Annotated in this window: 18 protein-coding genes; 13 read left to right on the forward strand and 5 right to left on the reverse strand. The window is 69.9% G+C overall.

What is annotated here, in order from left to right:
- Positions 1–28: 28 nt before the first annotated feature.
- Genes IEX05_RS11745 through iolC form a run of 3 tightly spaced genes read right to left on the reverse strand, consistent with a single transcriptional unit; the run spans position 29 to position 3434 of the window.
- On the reverse strand, positions 29–1561 hold the full coding sequence (locus tag IEX05_RS11745) for a CoA-acylating methylmalonate-semialdehyde dehydrogenase (RefSeq protein WP_188702098.1): 1533 nt from the start codon (positions 1559–1561) through the stop codon (positions 29–31).
- Positions 1562–1581: 20 nt separating this feature from the next.
- Positions 1582–2487 carry a class I fructose-bisphosphate aldolase gene (locus IEX05_RS11750; protein WP_229661283.1) on the reverse strand — a complete coding sequence of 302 codons (906 nt, stop codon included), beginning with the start codon at positions 2485–2487 and terminating at the stop codon, positions 1582–1584.
- Entirely contained in the window at positions 2484–3434 is a 951-nt protein-coding gene (iolC, locus tag IEX05_RS11755) for a 5-dehydro-2-deoxygluconokinase (protein ID WP_188702100.1), read from the reverse strand. The genes IEX05_RS11750 and iolC overlap by 4 nt, the downstream gene beginning before the upstream one ends.
- 151 nt (positions 3435–3585) lie before the next feature.
- Between iolC and IEX05_RS11760 the strand changes: the two genes are divergently transcribed.
- Positions 3586–4347: a GntR family transcriptional regulator gene (locus IEX05_RS11760; RefSeq protein ID WP_188702102.1), complete on the forward strand. Its 762-nt coding sequence runs from the start codon at positions 3586–3588 to the stop codon at positions 4345–4347.
- Between the two features lie 41 nt (positions 4348–4388).
- A complete protein-coding gene (locus tag IEX05_RS11765; RefSeq protein ID WP_188702104.1) occupies positions 4389–5759 on the forward strand; it encodes a MinD/ParA family ATP-binding protein in 1371 nt (456 codons plus the stop codon).
- 9 nt (positions 5760–5768) lie between these two features.
- On the opposite strand, the gene IEX05_RS11770 is transcribed toward IEX05_RS11765, so the two are convergent.
- Complete coding sequence (locus tag IEX05_RS11770) at positions 5769–8267, reverse strand: DEAD/DEAH box helicase (RefSeq protein ID WP_188702106.1); 2499 nt, start codon at positions 8265–8267, stop codon at positions 5769–5771.
- Positions 8268–8358: 91 nt separating this feature from the next.
- Between IEX05_RS11770 and IEX05_RS11775 the strand changes: the two genes are divergently transcribed.
- The 9 genes from IEX05_RS11775 (at position 8359) to IEX05_RS11815 (ending at position 18243) form a co-directional block, all read left to right on the forward strand.
- Positions 8359–9003 carry a YigZ family protein gene (locus IEX05_RS11775; RefSeq protein ID WP_188702108.1) on the forward strand — a complete coding sequence of 215 codons (645 nt, stop codon included), beginning with the start codon at positions 8359–8361 and terminating at the stop codon, positions 9001–9003.
- Between the two features lie 96 nt (positions 9004–9099).
- Positions 9100–10110: a LacI family DNA-binding transcriptional regulator gene (locus tag IEX05_RS11780; RefSeq protein ID WP_188702110.1), complete on the forward strand. Its 1011-nt coding sequence runs from the start codon at positions 9100–9102 to the stop codon at positions 10108–10110.
- Between the two features lie 387 nt (positions 10111–10497).
- Positions 10498–11826 carry an ABC transporter substrate-binding protein gene (locus IEX05_RS11785; protein WP_188702112.1) on the forward strand — a complete coding sequence of 443 codons (1329 nt, stop codon included), beginning with the start codon at positions 10498–10500 and terminating at the stop codon, positions 11824–11826.
- A gap of 73 nt (positions 11827–11899) precedes the next feature.
- The gene (locus tag IEX05_RS11790) at positions 11900–12802 is read left to right on the forward strand and encodes a carbohydrate ABC transporter permease (RefSeq protein WP_188702114.1); all 903 of its coding nucleotides are present in this window, start codon (positions 11900–11902) and stop codon (positions 12800–12802) included.
- Positions 12803–12810: 8 nt separating this feature from the next.
- The gene (locus IEX05_RS11795) at positions 12811–13758 is read left to right on the forward strand and encodes a carbohydrate ABC transporter permease (RefSeq protein WP_188702115.1); all 948 of its coding nucleotides are present in this window, start codon (positions 12811–12813) and stop codon (positions 13756–13758) included.
- The gene (locus IEX05_RS11800) at positions 13755–15032 is read left to right on the forward strand and encodes an arabinan endo-1,5-alpha-L-arabinosidase (RefSeq protein WP_188702117.1); all 1278 of its coding nucleotides are present in this window, start codon (positions 13755–13757) and stop codon (positions 15030–15032) included. Before IEX05_RS11795 ends, IEX05_RS11800 begins: the two co-directional genes overlap by 4 nt.
- Positions 15029–15670 carry a YesL family protein gene (locus IEX05_RS11805; protein WP_188702118.1) on the forward strand — a complete coding sequence of 214 codons (642 nt, stop codon included), beginning with the start codon at positions 15029–15031 and terminating at the stop codon, positions 15668–15670. Before IEX05_RS11800 ends, IEX05_RS11805 begins: the two co-directional genes overlap by 4 nt.
- A gap of 61 nt (positions 15671–15731) precedes the next feature.
- Positions 15732–17234 carry an arabinosylfuranosidase ArfA gene (arfA, locus tag IEX05_RS11810; RefSeq protein ID WP_188702120.1) on the forward strand — a complete coding sequence of 501 codons (1503 nt, stop codon included), beginning with the start codon at positions 15732–15734 and terminating at the stop codon, positions 17232–17234.
- Between the two features lie 7 nt (positions 17235–17241).
- Positions 17242–18243 carry an arabinan endo-1,5-alpha-L-arabinosidase gene (locus IEX05_RS11815; protein ID WP_188702122.1) on the forward strand — a complete coding sequence of 334 codons (1002 nt, stop codon included), beginning with the start codon at positions 17242–17244 and terminating at the stop codon, positions 18241–18243.
- Between the two features lie 90 nt (positions 18244–18333).
- Here the strand turns inward: IEX05_RS11815 and IEX05_RS11820 are convergent, their stop codons facing one another.
- Entirely contained in the window at positions 18334–19134 is an 801-nt protein-coding gene (locus IEX05_RS11820) for an alpha/beta fold hydrolase (RefSeq protein ID WP_188702123.1), read from the reverse strand.
- 116 nt (positions 19135–19250) lie between these two features.
- Here IEX05_RS11820 and trxA point away from each other — a divergent pair, with 116 nt between their 5' ends.
- Entirely contained in the window at positions 19251–19613 is a 363-nt protein-coding gene (gene trxA / locus IEX05_RS11825) for a thioredoxin (protein WP_188702126.1), read from the forward strand.
- 73 nt (positions 19614–19686) lie between these two features.
- Complete coding sequence (locus IEX05_RS11830; protein WP_188702128.1) at positions 19687–21399, forward strand: AMP-binding protein; 1713 nt, start codon at positions 19687–19689, stop codon at positions 21397–21399.
- The last annotated feature ends 37 nt before the right edge of the window (positions 21400–21436 follow it).

Below are 21436 nucleotides of genomic sequence, written 5' to 3' on the forward strand. Positions count from 1 at the left end.
TCGAAGTGTCGTGATCGGCCGGGCCGGCTCAGTCGTTCTGCGGGAACCCGAGGTTGATGCCGCCGTGTGTGGCCGGGTCGAGCCAACGGCTCGTGATCGCCTTCTCGCGCGTGAAGAACTCGAAGCCCTGCACGCCGTAGGCCTTGCTGTCGCCGAACAGCGACGCCTTCCAGCCGCCGAACGAGTGGTAGGCGACGGGAACGGGGATCGGCACGTTGATGCCGATCATGCCCACCTGCACCTCGTTCTGGAAGCGGCGCGCGGCGCCGCCGTCGTTCGTGAAGATCGCGGTGCCGTTGCCGAAGGCGCCGGAGTTGATGAGGGCGAGGCCCTCCTCGTAGCTCTTCACGCGCACGACCTCGAGCACGGGTCCGAAGATCTCCTCGGTGTACGCGCGGGAGGTCGTCGGGAGCTTGTCGATCAGCGTCGGCCCGAAGAAGAATCCGTCCTCGCAGCCCGGCACCGTGAAGTCGCGGCCGTCGACGACGATCGTGGCGCCGTCGGCCTCGGCGATGTCGACGTATCCCGAGACCTTGTCGCGGTGCTGGGCCGAGATGAGCGGGCCCATGTGGGGCTCGGGCGTCGAGGATCCCGCGCCGACGCGCAGCTCGGCGATGCGGCTCGTGATCTTCTCGATCAGCTCGTCGGCGACGGGCTCGACGGCGAGGACGACCGAGATGGCCATGCAGCGCTCTCCCGCGGCGCCGTATCCGGCGTTGATCGCCTGATCGGCGACGATGTCGAGGTCGGCGTCGGGCAGCACCAGCATGTGGTTCTTCGCGCCGCCGAGGGCCTGCACGCGCTTGCCGTGCTGCGAGGCGGTCTCGTAGATGTACTTCGCGATCGGGGTGGATCCGACGAAGGAGATCGACTGCACGCGCTCGTCGGTCAGCAGCCCGTCGACGGCGAGCTTGTCGCCCTGCAGCACGGTGAAGACGCCGTCGGGCAGACCGGCCTTCTTCCACAGCTGCGCCATCCACAGCGCCGCGGAGGGATCCTTCTCGCTGGGCTTCAGCACGACGGCGTTGCCGGCGGCGATCGCCACGGGGAAGAACCACATCGGCACCATCGCCGGGAAGTTGAAGGGGCTGATGATGCCGACCACGCCGAGCGGCTGCTTGATCGAGAACACGTCGACGCCCGTCGAGGCGTTCTCGCTGAAGGCGCCCTTCGTGAGGTGGGCGAAGCCGGTGGCGAGCTCGACGACCTCCTGGCCGCGGGCGATCTCGCCGGCCGCGTCGGAGAGCACCTTGCCGTGCTCGCTCGAGATGATCTCGGCGAGCTCGCCCTTGCTTGCGTTCAGCAGCTCGCGGAAGGCGAAGATCACGCTCTGGCGCTTCGCGATCGAGAACGTCGACCAGGTCTCGTAGCCGCGCTGCGCGGAGGCGATGGCCGCGTCGATCTCGGCGGCGTCCGCGAGCGCCACCTCGGCGGTCTGTGCGCCCGTCGCGGGGTTGAAGACGGGTGCCGTGCGTCCCGAGCTCGAGGCGCTCGGCGCGCCGTCGATCCAGTGCCCGATGACGGGGAGGGCGGTGTCGAAAGACGTGGTGTCGTTGGTCATGATGTCCTCGCAGTTCGGGATCAGGCGGATACGGAATCGGTCGTGTGCACGAGCCGGGCGGCCGTGTCGACGGCGCCGGCGACGTCGCCGTCAGCGGGGTAGAGCAGGTTGCGGCCCACGGTGAGCCCGACGACTCCGGGGAGGGCGAGCGCCCGCTCCCAGGAGGCATACATCGCCTCGGGGTCACCGGCGCCGTCGCCGCCGAGCAGCAGCGTCGGCATGGTGGTGGCCGCCATGACGCGCTCCATGTCGTCGACGACGGGCAGCTTCATCCAGGTGCGCGAGCTGTCGGCGCCGAGGCCGGAGGCGATCGCGACGGACGAGATCACGGCGTCGGGCGAGAGATCGTTGACGATCCGGCCGTCGCGCCACTCGCTGATGAACGGCTCGAGCATGATCGGCAGGCCCGCCCGCGCGGCGGCCGTCACGGCGCGCGCCGTCGCCTCGAGCGTCGGCGCCGTGCCGGCGTCGGCGAGGTTGACGCGCACGAGCGTCTTGGCGAAGTCGATCCCCCGATCGACCATCGTCTCGACGTCGTGCCCGGTGTAGCGGTCGTCCATCTCGAACTCCGCGCCGCGCAGGCCGCCGCGATTCATGGATCCGACGAGGACCTTGTCGTCGAGCAGCCCGAGGGCCGCGAGGTCGTCGAGGATGTCGGGCGTGCCCAGCACGCCATCGACCCGCGGATCCCGCAGGGCCGTCGCGAGGCGGTCGAGCAGGTCGTAGCGGTCGGCCATCGCCATCGAGTCGGACCCGATCGCGAGGGATCCGCGAGCGGGGTGGTCGGCGGCGACGATGAGGAGGCGGCCGTCGGCGCCGAGCAGCGGCCGGCGGCGGCGTGCGGCGTAGGCGCCCACGATCTCCTCGGGGCGTCGCGCGCGCAACTCGCGCAGACGCGCGAAGTCGCGCTCGTCGAGAGCGGTCACGATGCCACGCTCGCAATCGCCTGCTCGACCTCGTCCGGCGTGGGCATCGCGGTGGAGCACTCGCGACGCGAGGCGACGATGGCGCCCGCGACGTTGGCGAAGCGGAGTGTGCGCTCGAGTCCCCATCCCTCCAGCATGCCGTGGCAGAAGGCGCCGCCGAAGGCGTCGCCGGCGCCGAGCCCGTTGATCACGTTCACGGCGTGGGTGGGCACCTCGACCTGCTCGTCGCGGGTCTTCGCGAGCACGCCGCGCGGGCCCTGCTTGACGACGGCGATCTCGACGCCGCGCTCGAGGAGGGCGTCGGCGGCGCGCTGCGGTTCGCTCTCGCCCACGGCGACCTCGCACTCCTCGCGGTTGCCGATGGCGATCGTCACAGATCCGAGCACCTGCTCAAGCTCCGCGGTCGCATCGGCGGGGTCGCTCCAGAACATCGGCCGGTAGTCCAGGTCGATGATCGTGTGCGCGCGGCGCTCCCGGAGGGCGAGCGCGCGGTGCAGCGCCGAGCGGCTCGGCTCCTCGCTGAGCCCCGTGGTCGTGATCCAGAGGATCCGCGCCTCGCGCGCCGCGGTCTCGTCGATCTCGTCGGGCGTGATGTTCATGTCCGGAGCCTTGGGCTCGCGGTAGAAGTACAGCGGGAAGTCGTCGGGCGGGAAGATCTCGCAGAAGGTGACGGGCGTGGCGAGCGTCGGGTCCGTGCGCACGAAGTCGGTGGCCACGCCGAGGCGCTCGAGCTCGGCGAGGAGGTAGCGGCCGAACGGATCGTCGCCGACTCGAGCGACGAGGGCGGGCGCGTGCCCGTGCCGTGCGGCGGCGACCGCCACGTTGGCGGCGGTGCCGCCGAGGTACTTGCCGAACGTCGAGACCTCCTCGAGCCCCACGCCGTCCTGCAGCGGGTAGATGTCGACGCCGAGCCGGCCGATGGCCAGTACGTCTGGGACAGAAACCATTGTCGTCACACTCCGTTGTCGAGACTTTCCGGTCGCGGCGCCGGGGTGCCGCGGTGTTTGTCCTGACAATATCACAACATGCACCCCGTGCAACAAGACATTTGCGCTTCCGAGTAATATTGTGATGACAAACGGAACGAAGGGGTAACCGATGCCGAACGACACTCCGGTGTGGCCCGATCACCTGTTTGCGGATCTCGACCGCACGGGCCCGATCCCGCTGTACTTCCAGATATCCAGCCGCCTCGAACAGGCGATCCGCTCGGGCGAGATCGCTCCCGGCGCCCGGCTCGAGAACGAGATCTCGATCGGGCAGCGCCTCGGCTTGTCGCGTCCCACGGTGCGCCGCGCCATCCAGGAGGTCGTCGACAAGGGACTCCTCGTGCGCCGCCGCGGCATCGGCACCCAGGTGGTGCAGGGCCAGGTCACCCGCGAGGTCGAGCTGACGAGCCTCTTCGAGGACCTCAAGGGATCCCAGCACGAGCCCGGCACCCGCGTCGTCTCGCGCGAGGTCGTCGCGGCGCCCGCGAGCGTCGCCGAGCGACTCGGCATCGAGACGGGCGCGCGCGTGCTTCGCCTGCGCCGCCTGCGCACCGCCGACGGCACGCCCATGGCCGTGCTCGAGAACCACCTCCCGGAGGAATTCGCCGATATCACCGAGGAGCAGCTCGCGGCGGGCGGCCTGTACGCGATCCTGCGCGCCCGCGGCGTGACGATCCGCGTCGCCAAGCAGCGCATCGGCGCCCGGCGCGCGCACGACGACGAGCCGAGCCTGCTCGACATCGACGCCGGGAGCCCCCTGCTCACGATGGAGCGCACCGCCTTCGACGCCTCCGGCCACGCCGTCGAGTACGGCCGCCACGTCTACCGCCCCGACATGTACTCCTTCGAGACGACGCTGATCGCGAAGTGATTCTGCGGTCGTAACCGAATCGAGATCTGTAGTCTGGACGGATGAACGCCACGCGCGCCAGCTCGAATGATGACGGACTCAACGCCACCATCCACCCCGACGGATCCGCCGTCCTCGTCGTAGACGAGACCCCGCACGAGATCGCGACCACGCACGCCGAAGACGCGCGCCGTGAGATCGTGCGGCTCACGGCGCAGATCGCTCGCCAGCTCGACACCCCGCTGCACGTGCTCGTCACCGAACCCGACGGCACGTGGCCGCTCGTGGTCGACGGCGACGAGAACGTCGAGTACGCGGCCCCGACGGGCGCCCCGCGCCCCGCCACGCCGTACAGCAGCGCGCCCGCCCCCGCCGCGGCGGCGGAGGATCCGACCCCGGGCCCCAAGCGCGGGTCCGCTCCGCGGGCGACGGAGACGCCCGCACCGGCGCGCGCGGCGAGCCCCCGTTCCGCCCACGACGCGAGGGTCGTGCGTCCCGAGCGCGAGACCTTCCTCACGAGCGGGCGCGACCAGGACGAGCGCGAGGAGCCGGCGACCCGCGGCTTCCGCGGAGCCATGACGCGCATGGGCATCCGCATGGCACCGGGCGCCGAGGAGCGCTCGGAGCGCTCCGACCAGATGGACGTCGCGCACCATTGGCCGGGCCCGCGCACCATCGCCGTCGTGAACGGAAAGGGCGGCAGCGGAAAGACGCCCACGACGATCCTGCTAGCGGCCGTGTTCGCCCGCTTCGGCGGCGCGGGCGTGCTCGCGTGGGACAACAACCAGACCCGCGGCACGCTCGGCTGGCGCACGGAGCAGGGCCCGCACGAGGCGACGCTGCACGACATGCTCGGCGCATCGGACCACCTGCTCTCGACCGAGGCGCAGGCCGCCGACGTCGCCAACTTCGTGCACCACCAGCGCCAGGACCGCTTCGACGTGCTGCGCTCGCAGCCGATCGCGCTCGCCTCGGAACAGCGCGTCTCGGCCGAGGACGTCGACCGGATCCACTCGGTCGCCGCCCGCTATTACCGCCTCATCGTGATGGACTCGGGCAACGACGAGTCCGACCCGCTGTGGCAGCGAATGATCGACCACACCGACCAGCTCGTCATCGCCACGACCACGCGCGACGAGCACGCGGAGGCCGGCGCCCTGCTGCTCGACGCCCTCGCGGAGCGGGACGAGCGCTCGGCGAAGCTCGCGGCGAACGCGGTGTCGGTCGTGAGCCAGGCCGATCAGCGCTCGACGGGTGCCGAGGTGCGGCGCATCGTCGACGGCTACCGCCAGCTCACGCGCGACGTCGTGCAGATCCCGTTCGACCCGGCGATGATCGACGGCCACCTGCACTACGGCGCCCTGCGCCCCGCCACGCAGCGCGCGTGGCTGAGCGCGGCGGCCTCGGTCGCGCGCGGCTTCCAGGGCGCCTGAGCCCGCCACCTACAGCCGCAGGACCTCGGTCACGTGCAGCACGGCCTCGCCGGCCTCCGCGGAGGCGGCGAGGTCGACGTCGCCGCGGATGCGCCAGTCGTGGTTGCCCTCGGGATCGTCGATCGTCTGCTCGACCTTCCAGGCGTCGGGCCCCTGCGTGATCTCGCACAGCTGAGGCGCGCGGGCAGCGGCACCCGTGAGGATGTCGTCGTGCTCGTCGTAGTAGTCGTCGAGAGCGCCGGGCCAATCGGCGTCCGGATCCAGCTCCTCGAGCTCGTCGTCCCTCTCGAGCGCGGCGAGCTGCACGCGACGGAACATCGCGTTGCGCACCAGCACGGTGAAGGCGCGCACGTTCATCACGACCGACGGCGGCGCGGGCGGCACGACGGGCGTGCCGTCGGCGTCGAGCCCCGCCATGAGCGTCTCCCACTCGTCGACGAGGCTCGAGTCGACCTGCCGCACCATCTCGCCGAGCCACTCGACGATGTCGTCGAGCTCGCGCGTGCGCGCCTCCGGCGGCACCGTCTGCCGGATGGTGCGATACGCGTCGGACAGGTAGCGCAGCACGAGCCCCTCGCTGCGCCCCAACTGGTACCACTGCACGAACTCGGCGAAGCTCATCGCGCGCTCGTACATGTCGCGCACGACCGACTTCGGCGCGAGCGCGAAATCGCGGATCCACGGCTGCGAGCTCGCGAAGGTCTCGTAGGCCTGCGTGAGCAACTCCGCGAGCGGCTTCGGGTAGGTGATCTCCTCGAGCAGCTCCATGCGCTCGTCGTACTCGATGCCGTCGCGCTTCATGGCGCCGACCGCCTCGCCGCGCGCCTTGAACTGCTGCTGGCTGAGGATCTGGCGCGGGTCGTCGAGCGTCGACTCGATGACGCTGACGACGTCGAGCGCGTAATGCCCCGTGCCCACTCCGCCGGGCCCGTCGTCCGGATCCAGGAGCTCGAGCGCCGCGAGCGCGAAGGGCGACAGGGGCTGGTTGAGCGCGAAGTTCGGCTGCAGGTCGAGGAAGAGCCGGATCTCGCCCGACGGCGTCACCTCGATGAGCTCCGCGTCGCGCAGCGTGCGGAAGATCGCGAGCGCCCGGCGTGCCAGGGCGTACTGCTCCTTCTTCGGCTGGTGGTTGTCGAAGACGAGCGAGCGCACGTTGTCGAACACGTCGCCGCCGCGCGCGATGATGTTGATGAGCATCGCCGAGGTCATCTGCATGCGCGGGCCGAGCGGCTCGGGTTCGGCCGCAATGATGTTCTCGAAGCTCTGCTCGCTCCAGCTGACGAAGCCCTTCGGCGGCTGCTTCTTCTTGACCTTCTTGAGCTTCTTCGGGTCGTCGCCGGCCTTGGCGAGCGCCTGCGCGTTCTCGATCTCGTGCTCGGGCGCGAGCACGACGACGTTGCCGTAGGGGTCGTAACCGGCGCGACCGGCCCGCCCCGCGATCTGGTGGAACTCGCGCGCGCCGAGCCTGCGCATCCGGGCGCCGTCGTACTTCGACAGCTCCGTGATCAGGACGGTGCGGATCGGTACGTTGATGCCCACGCCGAGGGTGTCGGTGCCGCAGATGACGCGCAGCAGCCCCTTCTGGGCGAGCGTCTCGACGAGCCGGCGGTAGCGGGGTAGCATGCCCGCGTGGTGCACGCCGATCCCGGCGCGGACGAGGCGCGAGAGGGTCTTGCCGAAGTTCGTCGTGAAGCGGAAGTCGCCGAGCGCGGCGGCGATCTCGTCGCGCTGCTCGCGCGTGGTGATGTTGATGCTCGCGAGGGCCTGCGCGCGTTCCATGGCGGCCGCCTGGCTGAAGTGCACGACGTAGACGGGCACCTCGCGGTCCTGCAGCAGTTCCTCGACGACCTCGTGCGCGGGCTTCTTCTCGTAGCTGAAGTGCAGCGGCACGGGGCGTTCGGCGCCCGCCACGAGGGTCGTGGCGCGGCCGGTGCGCCGCGTGAGGTCGTCCTCGATCGCGGAGGTGTCGCCGAGCGTCGCCGACATGAGCAGGAACTGCGCGCGGGGCAGCAGGAGGAGTGGGACCTGCCAGGCCCAGCCGCGGTCGCGGTCGCCGTAGTAGTGGAACTCGTCCATGACCACCTGGTCGACGTCGGCGTCCTCCCCCTCGCGGAGCGCGAGATTCGCGAGGATTTCCGCCGTGCAGCAGACGATGGGGGCGTCGGCGTTGACCGAGCTGTCGCCCGTCACCATGCCGATGTTCTCGGCGCCGAAGGTCTCGACGAGGGCGAAGAACTTCTCGCTCACGAGCGCCTTGATCGGCGCCGTGTAGTACGTGCGCCCGCCGCGACCGAGCGCGATCGCGTGCGCGGCGAGGGCGACGAGCGACTTTCCCGTCCCGGTCGGCGTCGCGAGGATCACGTTGTTCCCCGCCGCGAGTTCCATCGCCGCCTCGTCCTGTGCGGGGTAGAGCGAGATGCCCTGCTCCGTCGCCCAGTCGAGAAAGGCGTCGTAGAGGGAATCGGCGTCGTCACCGGCCGCGCGCGCGGCCTCAAGCAGAGAAGGCATCTCCCCCAGTCTGCCGCACCGGCCTGACCCGCACCCTCGCGCCGGCGCTCGCCGCCGGGATCCGTCGCCCCGGATTCGGTAGCCTGGGCGGATGGCCGAGTATCCCGCGACGATTGCCCGCCGCGTGGAGCACGAGATCGAGATCAAGAAGTCGCGGTTCATCACGCACCTCGAGCCGGTCGGATCCGTCGCGGAGGCCGACGAGTTCATCGCCGGGGTGCGCAAGACCTATTGGGACGCCCGGCACAACTGCGTCGCGATGGTCACGGGCGTGCGGGGCGGCCAGGCGCGGTCGTCCGACGACGGCGAGCCGTCCGGCACGGCGGGCGTTCCCATGATGGAGGTGCTGAAGCGGCGCGGCATGACCGATCTCGTCGCCGTCGTCACGCGATACTTCGGGGGCGTCAAGCTGGGCGCGGGCGGCCTGGTGCGGGCCTACGGCGGGGCGGTGTCCGAGGCCCTCGACCGCGCCGAGCTCGTTCATCGGCGGGCGCTCACCCGGGCGACGTTCGAGGTCCCCCACGCAGACGCCGGGCGCCTCGACAACATGCTGCGCGAGTGGGTGGGATCCCACGACGCCGCGCTCGGCGAGACCGCCTACGGCGCCGCCGCGCGCTTCGAGGTGTGGGCGCCCGAGGACCGCCTCGGCGCCCTCGCCGCCGACCTCGCGTCCTGGTCGCAGGGCGCCCTCGCCCCCGAGTTCGGCAAGACCCGCGTGGTCGACATCAGGGCCTGAATCCGCGGTTCGCGAGCAGCCGCGGCGAGGAGGGCGCCCCGCTCCGTCGCATAGACTCGGCCTACAACGTTATAGGTGGCGAGGAAGGGGGCCGGCGTGGCGATCACCCTGCATGACGTGGCGAGGCTCGCGGGGGTCTCGATCAAGACCGTCTCGAACGTCATCAACGACTACCCCCACGTGCGCCCGGCCACGCGGCAGAAGGTCGAGGACGCGATCGCCGAGCTCGGCTACACGCCGAACCTCACGGCGCGTAACCTCCGCTCGGGCCGCACGGGCGCCATCGCGCTCGCACTGCCCGACCTCGGCCTCGCGTACTTCGCGGAGCTCGCGGCGCAGGTGATCCAGGAGGCGGAGGCGGCGGGCGTCGCCGTGCTCGTCGAGCAGACGGGGGCCGATCGCGACCGCGAGCTCGAGCTGCTGCGGGGTCCGCGACGCAAGCTCACCGACGGCCTCATCTTCAGTCCACTCGGCATGTCGCACGATGACGTCTCCGCCCTCGAGGTCGACTACCCGCTCGTGCTCCTCGGCGAGCGCATCTTCGACGGGCCGACGGATCACGTCACCATGCGCAACGTCGACGCGGCGCGCGCCGCCACGGAACACCTCATCGCGTCCGGTCACCGCCGCATCGCCGCGATCGGGGCGCACGAGGGCGAGCTGATCGGATCCGCGGCCCTGCGCATGCAGGGCTATCGCGAGGCGCTCGAGGCCGCCGGAATCGCGTATGACGACGACATCGTCGGCTACACGACGCTCTGGCACCGGGCGAACGGCGCCGATTCGATGCGGGAGCTGCTCGCCCGCGGCGCGAGCTTCGACGCCGTGTTCGGGCTCAACGACACCCTCGCCCTCGGCGCCATGCGGGTGCTGCAGGAGGCGGGCCGCCGGATCCCCGACGACGTCGCCGTGATCGGCTTCGACGGGCTCGACGAGGCCAAGTACTCGATCCCGTCGCTCACGACGGTCGACCCCGGTCGCGAATGGATCGCCCGCACCGCGGTCTCCACCCTCCTCGAGCGGATCGCCGGCACCCCGGATCCCGCGCCGCGCACGATGCTCGCCGACTTCCAGATCCTCGACCGGGAATCGGCCCCCTCGGCGTAGCCGCGCGCGGCGCCCTCCCGAACTGCGGAGATGACCCACAACTGCGGAGGAATCCGAGGGATCCTCCCGCAGTAAGGGGTCAAGTCCGCCGCACCGGTCCCGGAAACGCGAGTCCGCGCCAGCGCGATCACCACGCCCGGCGCGCCCATTCTTCGGAACCGACCCACAACTGCGGAGGTACCCGAAGGATCCTTCCGCGGTAAGGGGCCACCTCCGCGATCGCGGCCCAGCAAGCCCCTCACCCGCGAAAAGCAGTTGACACCGCGCCGCCCCGCGCGTCACAATGATTTCTACAACGTTTACTACAACGTTGTAAACTCGGAAGATCCGGCCCTCCGGGACCGGTCTCGACAACGTGGTCACCCATTCCCGAGAGGACACAGCACAATGAAGTCACGGATCCTGGCCGTCGCGGGCGTCACCGCACTGGCCGCAACCGCACTCACCGGGTGCGCGGGCGGAGCCGATCCCGGCGACGGTTCGACGCTCACCTTCATGTTCCGCGGCGGCGACGCCGAGAAGGCGGCCTACACGGCCGCGATCGAGGCCTTCGAGCAGGCCCACGAGGGCGTCGACGTCAAGATCATCATGACGACGGCCGACGAGTACGCGACGAAGCTGAAGGCGGCGATCGCCGGCAAGCAGGTCCCGGACGTGTTCTACGTCGACCCGGGGAGCGTGCAGTCGTTTGTGAAGAGCGGCGTCATCGCCGACATCACCGAGGCCGTCGAGTCGTCCGACGCGATCGACCTCGACAACGTCTGGCCCTACGGCCTCGACAGCTACCGCTTTGACGGCACGACTCAGGGCACGGGGTCGATCTACGCCCTGCCGAAGGACATCGGCCCGTTCTCCTTCGGTTACAACAAGACCATGTTCGAGGCCGCGGGCATTCCGCTGCCCGATCCCGACGTCCCCTACACCTGGGACGAGTTCATCGAGGTGTCGAAGCAGCTCACGGCCGACGTCGACGGCGACGGCAAGCTCGACCAGTGGGGCACGGGCCTCAACGTCACGTGGAACCTCCAGCCGTTCGTGTGGTCGAACGGGGGCGACTGGCTCAACGAGGACCGCACGAAGGTCACGGTCAACGAGCCCGAGTTCGTCGAGGCGCTGCAGTACTTCGCGGACATGCAGAACGTGCACGGCGTCACGCCCTCCGCCGGAGACGCGCAGACGCTCGACACCTACCAGCGCTGGATGCAGGGCCAGATCGGCTTCTTCCCCGTCGGCCCGTGGGACGTCCCCACGTACCAGGATCTCGACTTCGAGTGGGACCTGATCCCCTACCCCGCGGGATCCACCGGCAAGAGCGCGACCTGGACCGGCACGCTCGGCATCGCCGTCTCGGCGTCCACCGCGGCGCCCGACCTCGCGGCCGAGCTCGCGATGTACCTCAGCGTCGACGCCGACGCGCAGCAGGAGCTGGTCGACGCGGGCGTGCAGATCCCGAACCTCATCGACATGGCGAACGAGTGGGTCACGACCTCGACCCTTCCCCCCGCGAACAAGCAGGAGTTCCTCGACATCGCCGAGGACTACGGCCGCGCGCTGCCGGCGAACAACACCTACAGCGCCGAGTGGTACGACGAGCTGTTCAAGAACATCCAGCCCGTGCTCGACGGGGATCAGACCGCCCAGGAGTACCTCGACGAGGTGCAGCCTCGCATGCAGGAGCTCCTCGACAAGGCCAACGCCCAGGCGGGAATCGGTTGATCGCGACGGGCGCCGCCGGTCTCGGCGGCGCCCGCCCCGTCTCCTCCATCCCCTGACACAGAGGTCCAGACGCATGACGACCCCCACTCCCCGCCGCTCCCGCCTCCACCGCAGGGAGCACCGCGCGGCGCTCGCCTTCGTTGCCGCGCCCGTGATCGGATTCCTCGCCTTCATCGGCTACCCGCTCGTGTACTCGATCTACGCGTCGTTCACCACGTGGAACGGCCTCGGCGCCCCCGTCCCCAACGGCGTCGACAACTTCGTCGAGATGATGGGCGACCGATATTTCTGGCAATCGCTGGGCAACACGGTGTTCTACATGATCGGCATCCCGATCGGCCTGGTGATCTCGCTCCTGCTCGCGCTCGCCCTCAACCGGCGCATGCGCGGCCTGACCTTCTTCCGCACGGTGTACTACGTGCCCGTGGTCTCCTCGCTCGCGGCGGTAGCGATCCTCTGGCAGTGGGCCTACAACGGCGACTTCGGCCTCGTCAATCAGGTGCTCTCCATCTTCGGCATCGACGGACCGAACTGGCTGCAGAACGCCGCCACCGCCAAGCCCGCCATCATCATCATGGCGGTCTGGAAGGGCATCGGCTATTCGATGCTCCTCTACCTCGCCGCGCTGCAATCGGTGCCGTCTCACCTCTACGAGGCCGCATCGCTCGACGGCGCCGGGCCGCTCGCGAAGTTCCGCTACATCACGGTTCCCATGCTCAGCCCCGTGACCTTCTTCCTGGTCGTCACCAACATCATCGGCGGCGCCCAGATCTTCATCGAGATCAACATCATGACGCCCACGGGCGGACCGGAGTTCTCCACGGCATCGATCGTTTGGTACATCTGGCAGAAGGCCTTCAACTATCTGCAGATGGGCTACGCGACGGCCATGGCACTCGTGCTCGGCGTGATGGTGTTCATCGTCACCGCCGTGCAGTTCCGCATCAACCGCCGATTCCAGTTCGCGATCGACTGAGGCCCGCCATGACACTTCACACTCCCGTTCAGACGGCACCCTCGGATGCCACCGACTCGACGATCGCGCAGGTCCTCCCCCGCGTTCCGAAGGATCGCCGCCGCGTGAGCGGTCCGCGCCTGTCGCGCTCGTACCGCGCCGTGAACGCCGTCCTCATCACGGTGCTCTCCATCGGCGGCATCATCATGATCGCGCCGCTGCTGTGGACCTTCAGCACCTCGCTCAAGACGAAGGAGGCCGTCTTCGCGCTGCCGCCGCAGTGGATCCCGGATCCGGTGGTCTGGGACAACTACGTGCGCGTGTGGAGCGCCGCACCCCTGGCCAGCGGCATCTGGAACAGCATCATCGTCTCGGCCAGCGTCACCATCCTCGGCACCATCGCGTCGATGCTGGCGGCGTTCGCCTTCGCGAAGCTCCGTCTCCCGTTCAAGAACGCCATCTTCCTGACCCTGCTCGGCGCGATCATGATCCCGTTCCCGACGATCATGATTCCGCAGTTCTCGATGTTCGCCTCGGCGGGCCTCGTCGACACCCTGTGGCCCCTCATCCTGCCGGGCATCTTCGGCAACATCGTGATGGTCTTCTTCCTCCGGCAGTACCTCGCCTCGGTGCCCGACTCGATCATCGAGGCGGCGAAGATCGACGGCGCCGGCTACACGCGCATCTTCTTCACGCTCATCTTCCCGGTGATCCGCCCCGCGATCGCGGCGCAGTTCATCCTCTGGTTCATGGGCGTCTGGAACGACTACCTCGGCCCGATCATCTACCTCAACTCCCCCGAGAAGCAGACCCTGCAGCTGGTCATCGCGAGCCTCAACATGACCTACGCGAGCCAGACCGACTATCCGCTGATCATGGCCGGATCCTTCATCGCGCTGATCCCCGTCCTGGTGGTCTTCGCGGTCTTCCAGAAGCAGATCATCGAGTCGATCGCGCTGACGGGGGCGAAGGGATGAGCGTCGATACGGAAACCGGGCGGGCGCTCGGCGCACACGATCCCACCGTCGTGCGCGGCGACGACGGCCTCTGGTACATGTTCTCGACCGACGCCGCCGTCGACGAGCGCGAGATCCCCGCGGGCGCCCACGTGCGCACCTCGACGGATCTCGTGCGGTGGAGCCTCGCCGGCACGGCGCTTCCCGGCGTGCCGGAGCCGGCGCGCGCCCACTCCGGCGCGGTCGGGCTCTGGGCCCCCGAGGTGGTGCGCTGGCCGAGCGGCGACGACGCACGCCGCTGGCGCATGTACTACTCGGCATCGTCTTTCGGATCCCGCACCTCCGCAATCGGCCTCGCGACGGCCCCGTCGCCCGCGGGCCCGTGGAGCGACGAGGGCGTCGTCGTCTCGACGGTGCACGAGGCCGACGCCCACAACGCGATCGACGCCGCGATCGTCTTCGACCGCAACGGCGAGCCGTGGCTCACCTACGGATCCTTCTTCGACGGCATCCGCACCGTGCGCCTCGACGCCGAATCGGGCCGACCGCTCGCGGGGGCCGATGCCGTGCTGATCGCGCGGCGCTCCCCCGGCGTCGACGGCGCCGTCGAGGGCGCCTATGTGGAGTACCGCCCGGAGCACGACGACTACCTGTTGTACGTCTCCTACGACTCGCTGTTCGACAGCTACAGCATCCGGGTCGGCACCGCGACCGAGGTCACGGGCCCCTACCGCGACGCCGCGGGCCGCCCCCTCCTCGACGCGCCCGCGGCCGACGAGGCGCGCGCCGGCACGAAGATCCTCGGCGGGCTGCGCTTCCCCGGCACCATCGGCTGGAGCGCGCCGGGGCACAACTCCGTCTTCTTCTACGGGGCCGCGCGATTCCTCGTGCACCACGTGCGCCGGGCCGACGATCCCCGGCAGCACGAGGCGCAGATCCGGCGCGTGCATACGACGCGCGGCGGATGGCCGATCGCGTCGCCGCACCCCTTCGCGGGCTACGAGGCCGAGCGCCTCGACGCACCTCAGGGCCTCGAGGGCACGTGGAACGTCGTACGCCTCGACCCCGCACGCACCGACGTCATCGACTCCCGCACGCTCCGCGTGAGCGGATCCCTGCGCACCGCCGCGGATCCCGTGACCGGCGAGATCGTCGTCCACGACGACTCCGACGTCGTCCTCGACGCCGTGGCGTTCGGGGCGACGGACCCGCGCACGGGGAGAGCGGTGCTCGCGTTCGGCGGTCTCGACCGCGATGGCGTCGTCTGGATCGGTTCGAAGGAGGAGGCCCCATGATCGCCGACGAGGGCTGGGTCGGGCGCATCATGTCCTGGCTCCGCGCGCTGTCGGCGCTCATCGTCGTCAACCTGCTGATCGTGGCGGGCGCGCTCGCCGGGGCGGTCGTGCTCGGCGTCCTGCCCGCGCTCTCGGCGGGCACCGTGTGCCTGACGATGCTCCGGGACGGCGACGGAACGGGCATCGTGCGCCGCTTCGTCGCGGAGTACCGCGCACGGTTCTGGCGTGCGAACGCGCTGGGGGCGCCGTTCGCGGCCACCGGCGTCCTGCTGATCGCCGACACCCTCGTGCTCTCGGCGCTGCCGCAACCGGTCGCGACGATGCTCGCGGTGTTCACCTGGGTCGCCGGGCTGTACACCGTCCTGGCGCTCGTCGCCGCCCTCGCGATCGATGCGCGCTATCGTGACCGGATCCTGCCGACCCTGCGATTCGCCCTGGGCCTGCCGCTCGCCTCGCCGCTCATGACGCTCGTCCTGACGGGCACGCTCGCCGTGATCATCGCCTCGCTCCTCGCGCTGCCGATGTTCATCCCGCTCCTTGGCCTCTCCGTCCCCCTCTTCGTCGGCGGCTGGTTCGTCGACCACCGCCTCGCTCAGCTCGACGCGCACCACCCGCGCGCCGCAGCGCTCGCGCGCTGAGCCCCGCTTCCCATACGCACCACCCTGGCGCTTCCGCGCGCCCGAAAGAGAAGGATCCCCCGTGACCACCGCACAGATCACCGTCCGCCGAGACGCCGTCGTCGCCCCGCTGAACCGCCGGATCTTCGGCTCCTTCGTCGAGCACCTCGGACGCTGCGTCTACAACGGCATCTACGAGCCCGAGCACCCGACCGCGAACGAGGACGGCTTCCGCCTCGACGTCGTCGAACTCGTGCGCGAGCTCGGATCCACCACGATCCGCTACCCGGGCGGCAACTTCGTCTCCGGCTTCCGCTGGGAGGATTCGGTCGGGCCGCGCGAGAAGCGCCCCGTGCGCCGCGACCTCGCCTGGCACTCGCTCGAGACCAACCAGGTCGGCGTCGACGAGTTCGCGCGCTGGCTGAAGCTCACGGGATCCGAGCTGATGATGGCCGTGAACCTCGGCACCCGCGGCATCGAGGCCGCGCTCGACCTGCTTGAGTACTGCAACCACCCATCGGGCACGGCGCTGAGCGATCAGCGCATCGCCAACGGCACCCCGGAGCCGCACGACATCCGGATGTGGTGCCTCGGCAACGAGATGGACGGCCCGTGGCAGACCGGCTACATGACCGCAGACGATTACGGAAAGCTCGCCGCCCGCACGGCGCAGGCGATGAAGGCCGCCGACCGCGGGCTCGAGCTCGTCGTCTGCGGCTCCTCCGGATCCTCCATGCCGACCTTCGGAGACTGGGAGCGCACCGTCCTCGAGCACGCCTACGAGCACGTCGACTTCATCTCGTGCCACGCGTACTACCAGGAGCGCCGCGGCGACCTCGACTCCTACCTCGCCTCCTCGCTCGACATGCAGTACTTCATCGAGACCGTCGTGTCCACGGCCGACCACGTCGGCAACAAGCTCCGTTCGTCGAAGAAGATCAAGCTCTCCTTCGACGAATGGAACATCTGGTACCTCGACGAGCACCGCGAGTCCGACGAGGTCAACGACGAGTGGCGCTACGCACCGCGTCAGCTCGAGGACGTCTACTCGGTGGCCGACGCCGTCGTGCTCGGAAACCTCCTGATCACGCTGCTCGCGAATCACGACCGCGTCGCGAGCGCCTCGCTCGCCCAGCTGGTCAACGTGATCGCGCCGATCATGACCGAACCGGGCGGCGACGCCTGGCGCCAGACGACCTTCTTCCCGTTCTCGGTGACCTCGCGCCTCGCCTCGGGCGACGTGCTGCGCCCGCGCATCGACGTGCCGAGCTACGACACGGCCGCCCACGGCGCCGCCCCTCTGGTCGACGCCATCGTCACGGCCGACGACGAGCGTTCTGCGGTGTTCCTCGTCAACCGCAGCCGCACCGAATCGATCACCGTGACGGTCGACGTCTCTGAGCTCGCCGCGTCGCGCATCACGGAGGCCGTGACCCTGTGGGACGACGACGTGTACGCCAAGAACACCCTCGAAGACCAGGAGCGCGTCGGCCTCAAGACCCTCGAGGGCGCGAGCCTCGACGAGGGAACCCTCACGGTTGTGCTGCCGCCCGTGTCGTGGTCGGCCGTCGCGCTGGCGAGCTGAGCGCCGCATGCTGTCGCGGATCCGCCGGATCCTGATCGGCGCCGCCGTCGTCCTCGCGGCGGCGGCGCCGACGGCGTGCGCCCCCACGCCGTCCGCGCCCGAGCTGTCGGGCGACGTCTTCGTGCACGACCCCGCGTACGTGCGCGGGACCGACGGCGAGCCGAGCTGGATCTACTCGACCGGCAACGGCCAGATCGCTGACGGCGGCATCCAGATCCGCCGTTCGGACGACGATGCCGAGTGGGAGTACGTCGGCGAGGTGTGGGATCGCAAACCCGAATGGCTCACGGAGCGCATCGACGGCGTCGACAACCTCTGGGCGCCGGAACTCTACGAGCACGACGGGAGCTGGTACCTCTACTACGCCGCCTCGACGTTCGGCAGCAACGATTCGGTCATCGCCCTCGCGACGAACACGACCCTCGATCCGGAGGATCCGGCCTACGAGTGGGTCGACCGCGGCGAGGTCATCTCGAGCGCCGGGATGCCCTACAACGCCATCGACCCGAACATCGTCGAGGACGAGGACGGCACGCCCTGGCTCGCCTTCGGCTCCTTCTCGAGCGGGCTTCAGATCGTCGAGCTCGAGTGGCCGAGCGGCCTCCTCGCGGACGGCGCGGAGCCCACGGCGATCGCCGACCGCGGCATGCTCGAGAACGCGATCGAGGCGCCCACGATCGTCCCGCACGACGACGCCTACTACCTCTTCGCCTCGCGCGGGTTCTGCTGCCGGGGCGTCGACAGCACCTACGAGATCATCGTCGGCCGCGCCGAGGAGGTGACCGGCCCCTACCTCGACCAGGCCGGATCCTCCGTGCTCGAGGACGGCGGAACCGTCGTCCTCACGAGCGACGGCGACCGCATCGGCCCCGGCGGCCAGTCGCTCTCGGGCGAGCTGCTGGCCTTCCACTGGTACGACGGCCAACAGGACGGCATGTTCCGGCTCGGCCTTCTGCCGGTGGTCTGGGAAGACGGCTGGCCACGCGCGAGCTGGCCCGAGGAGCCGTGACCCGCGCGCCCGTACGGCGGAGATGAGCCGCTACCACGGAGGATCGTCCGGGATCCCTCCGCGATAGCGGCTCATCTCCGTAAATGCGGCTCAGGCGTCGAGGGCCGCCTTGAGGAAGTCGATGCCCGCGTCCTTGAACTGGCGGGCGCCCGGCGCATTGAAGTGGTGTCGCTTCGGGATCTCGACGAAGGATCCGTCGGTCAGCAGCGCGGCGAGGCCCTTCGCGTCCTCGAAGATGGTGTCGTCGGTTCCGGCGGCGACGAGCGTCGGCTGCTGCGGGGCGTCGCCCATGTCGGGGTTCTCGTCGCCGAAGCGCATGCCCTCGGCGAGCGCCACGAGCGCGCTGAGGTCGTTGCCGGACACCCTCTCGGCGAGGCGCACGTAGTTCTGCGTCGCCGGATCCGTGACGGGCGTTCCGTCCGCGATGTAGGCGCGGGCCTGCTCGAGATCGAGCCGGCCGAGCGGGCGGCCGTCCGGGATCCCGCCGAGCACGGCGCGCTCGACGCGGTTCGACAGCTCCGCCGCCACGTGCCAGCCGACGCGCGCGCCCAGCGAATAGCCGAGGTAGAGCACCGGGTCAACCATGTAGACGTCGAGGATCGCCTCGACGTCGGCGACGAGCGAGGGCATCGTGTAGTTCTCGGCGTCGTGCGGCTTCTCGCTCTGCCCGTGCCCGCGCTGGTCGACCGCGAGCACGCGGAAGCCGGCATCGACGAGCCTGCTGACCCAGCCGGTGTTGACCCAGTTGTCGCGCGCGCTCGACGCGAAGCCGTGCACGGCGAGGACGACGGGGGCATCCTCGTCGCCCCAGGTATAGGTGGCGAGGCGGAACCCTTCCTGCGACATGACGTACTGGGGCTTCGGCATCTCGGGAATCAGCGGGGTGTGCATGCCTCCATTGTGCTCCTCCAATCTGTATTCACATGAATGAATCGCCGCGAGCGGCCCTCGAGCCCGCTCAGCCGCGTACCGTGGATGGAACCTGCCCGGCAAACGAGAGGACACCCGTGGCTACCATCGAACTCACCGACGACACCTTCGAGAAGGCCGTGCTGTCCGAGGGCATCACGCTCGTCGACTTCTGGGCGGAGTGGTGCGGCCCGTGCCGCCAGTTCGGCCCCATCTTCGAAGACTCGTCGGAGCAGAACCCCGACGTCGTGCACGCGAAGGTCGACACCGAGGCGGCCCGAGGCATCGCCGCGGCGGCTCAGATCACGTCGATCCCGACCCTGATGGCGTTCCGCGACGGCGTGCTCGTGTTCCGCCAGGCCGGCGCCCTCCCGAAGCAGGCCCTCAAGCAGGTCGTCACGGCCGTGAAGGGCCTCGACATGGACGAGGTGCGCAAGCAGATCGCGTCGCAGGCCGAGTAGCCGCGGCGCAGGCCGGCCCGGGGCGTCCTTGCCCGTACGATATTCGAGCGCCGACCGCGCGCGAGGAGGATCGATGACGGCAACGGACAACCCCCAGGCATACGACGCCCTGCGCGCCGCGCGCGATGTGATCGTGGCGACCCGCACCGACTACGGTCGCGCCTCCGTCGAGTTCGCCTGGCCCGACGTGGGCGAGCGCTTCACCTGGGCGATCGACTGGTTCGACCGCATCGCGCGCGGCAACGACCGCACCGCGCTGTGGATCGTCGAGGAGGACGGATCCGAGCAGCGGTTCACCTTCGACGAGATCGCGACGCGCTCCGATCGCCTCGCGCGCTGGCTGCAGGAGCAGGGCGTCGACGCGGGAGACGCCGTGCTCCTCATGCTCGACAACCAGGTCGAACTGTGGGAGTCGATGCTCGCGATCATGAAGCTCGGCGCCGTGGTCGTGCCGGCGACGACCGCGCTCGGATCCGCCGACCTGGGCGAGCGCGTGGAGCGCATCGCGGCGCGCGCCGTGATCGCCAACGGCTCGGACGCCGCGAAGTTCGCGGGCGTCGAGGGCGATTTCCTCCGCATCGCCGTCGGCGGCGCGGAGGGCTGGACCGATTACGCCGCCTCGCGCAGCCACGCGAACGCGGATCCGCTTCAGGTGCGGACGGCGCCGACGGATCCGCTCCTGATGTACTTCACCTCGGGGACGACTTCCTCGCCGAAGCTCGTGCAGCACACGCAGTACTCCTACCCCGTGGGCCACCTGTCGACGCTGTACTTCCTGGGCCTCATGCCGGGCGACGTGCATCTCAACGTCAGCTCTCCCGGCTGGGCAAAGCACGCGTGGAGCAGCTTCTTCGCGCCGTGGCTCGCGGAGGCGACGATCTTCGTCTACAACTACGCCCGCTTCGACGCCGAGGCGCTGCTGACGCAGATCGAGCGCGCCGGAGTTACGACGCTGTGCGCTCCGCCGACGGCGTGGCGCATGCTCGTGCAGCACCCGCTCGCGGGCCGCGGCGGATCTTTGCGCGAGCTCGTCGGGGCCGGCGAGCCCCTGAACCCCGAGGTCATCACCCACGTGCAGCGCGAGTGGGGCCTGACGATCCGCGACGGATACGGGCAGACCGAGACGACGGCGCAGATCGGCAACACCCCGGGATCCGAGGTGCACTTCGGGTCGATGGGCCGGCCGCTGCCCGGAGTGCCGGTCGTGCTGATCGATCCGGCGACGGGCGAGGCGGCCGACGAGGGCGAGGTCTGCCTCGATCTGTCGCAGGATCCGCGCAACCTGATGGCCGGCTACCGCGCGGATCCCGAGCGGACGGCCGCGGCGATGGCCGACGGCTACTACCACACGGGCGATATCGCCTCTCGCGACGCCGACGGCTACCTGACCTACGTGGGGCGCACGGACGACGTGTTCAAGTCGTCCGGATACAAGATCTCGCCCTTCGAGCTCGAGAGCGCGCTCATCGAGCACCCCGCCGTCGCGGAGGCGGCGGTCGTGCCCGCGCCCGACGAGACGCGCCTGACGGTGCCGAAGGCGTACATCGCGCTGGCCGCGGGCTGGGAGGCGAACGCGGAGACGGCCCTGGCGATCCTCGAGCACGCGAAGGGAGCGCTCGCGCCGTACCTCCGGGTGCGCCGCGTGGAGTTCGCCGAGCTGCCGAAGACGATCTCGGGCAAGATCCGCCGGGCCGAGCTACGCGCCCGCGAGGCGGCCGCGACCGAGCGCGCGGCCGGCGAGCACCGGTACGAAGACTTCGCCGAACTGCGCTCGACGAGGCGGTAGCCCCGCACCGATCTCGGAGAAATCACGAAACTCGGGC

Origin of the sequence: Microbacterium nanhaiense, from assembly GCF_014646015.1 — a bacterium.
Taxonomy (GTDB): domain Bacteria; phylum Actinomycetota; class Actinomycetes; order Actinomycetales; family Microbacteriaceae; genus Microbacterium; species Microbacterium nanhaiense.

What these genes read in the sequence shown, in the direction of transcription:
- IEX05_RS11745 (WP_188702098.1), bottom strand. Translation starts at nt 1,561, where the DNA reads ATGACCAACGACACCACGTCTTTCGACACCGCCCTCCCCGTCATCGGG.
- iolC (WP_188702100.1), bottom strand. Translation starts at nt 3,434, where the DNA reads ATGGTTTCTGTCCCAGACGTACTGGCCATCGGCCGGCTCGGCGTCGAC.
- IEX05_RS11760 (WP_188702102.1), top strand. Translation starts at nt 3,586, where the DNA reads ATGCCGAACGACACTCCGGTGTGGCCCGATCACCTGTTTGCGGATCTC.
- IEX05_RS11765 (WP_188702104.1), top strand. Translation starts at nt 4,389, where the DNA reads ATGAACGCCACGCGCGCCAGCTCGAATGATGACGGACTCAACGCCACC.
- IEX05_RS11770 (WP_188702106.1), bottom strand. Translation starts at nt 8,267, where the DNA reads ATGCCTTCTCTGCTTGAGGCCGCGCGCGCGGCCGGTGACGACGCCGAT.
- IEX05_RS11775 (WP_188702108.1), top strand. Translation starts at nt 8,359, where the DNA reads ATGGCCGAGTATCCCGCGACGATTGCCCGCCGCGTGGAGCACGAGATC.
- IEX05_RS11785 (WP_188702112.1), top strand. Translation starts at nt 10,498, where the DNA reads ATGAAGTCACGGATCCTGGCCGTCGCGGGCGTCACCGCACTGGCCGCA.
- IEX05_RS11790 (WP_188702114.1), top strand. Translation starts at nt 11,900, where the DNA reads ATGACGACCCCCACTCCCCGCCGCTCCCGCCTCCACCGCAGGGAGCAC.
- IEX05_RS11795 (WP_188702115.1), top strand. Translation starts at nt 12,811, where the DNA reads ATGACACTTCACACTCCCGTTCAGACGGCACCCTCGGATGCCACCGAC.
- IEX05_RS11800 (WP_188702117.1), top strand. Translation starts at nt 13,755, where the DNA reads ATGAGCGTCGATACGGAAACCGGGCGGGCGCTCGGCGCACACGATCCC.
- IEX05_RS11805 (WP_188702118.1), top strand. Translation starts at nt 15,029, where the DNA reads ATGATCGCCGACGAGGGCTGGGTCGGGCGCATCATGTCCTGGCTCCGC.
- IEX05_RS11815 (WP_188702122.1), top strand. Translation starts at nt 17,242, where the DNA reads ATGCTGTCGCGGATCCGCCGGATCCTGATCGGCGCCGCCGTCGTCCTC.
- IEX05_RS11820 (WP_188702123.1), bottom strand. Translation starts at nt 19,134, where the DNA reads ATGCACACCCCGCTGATTCCCGAGATGCCGAAGCCCCAGTACGTCATG.
- IEX05_RS11830 (WP_188702128.1), top strand. Translation starts at nt 19,687, where the DNA reads ATGACGGCAACGGACAACCCCCAGGCATACGACGCCCTGCGCGCCGCG.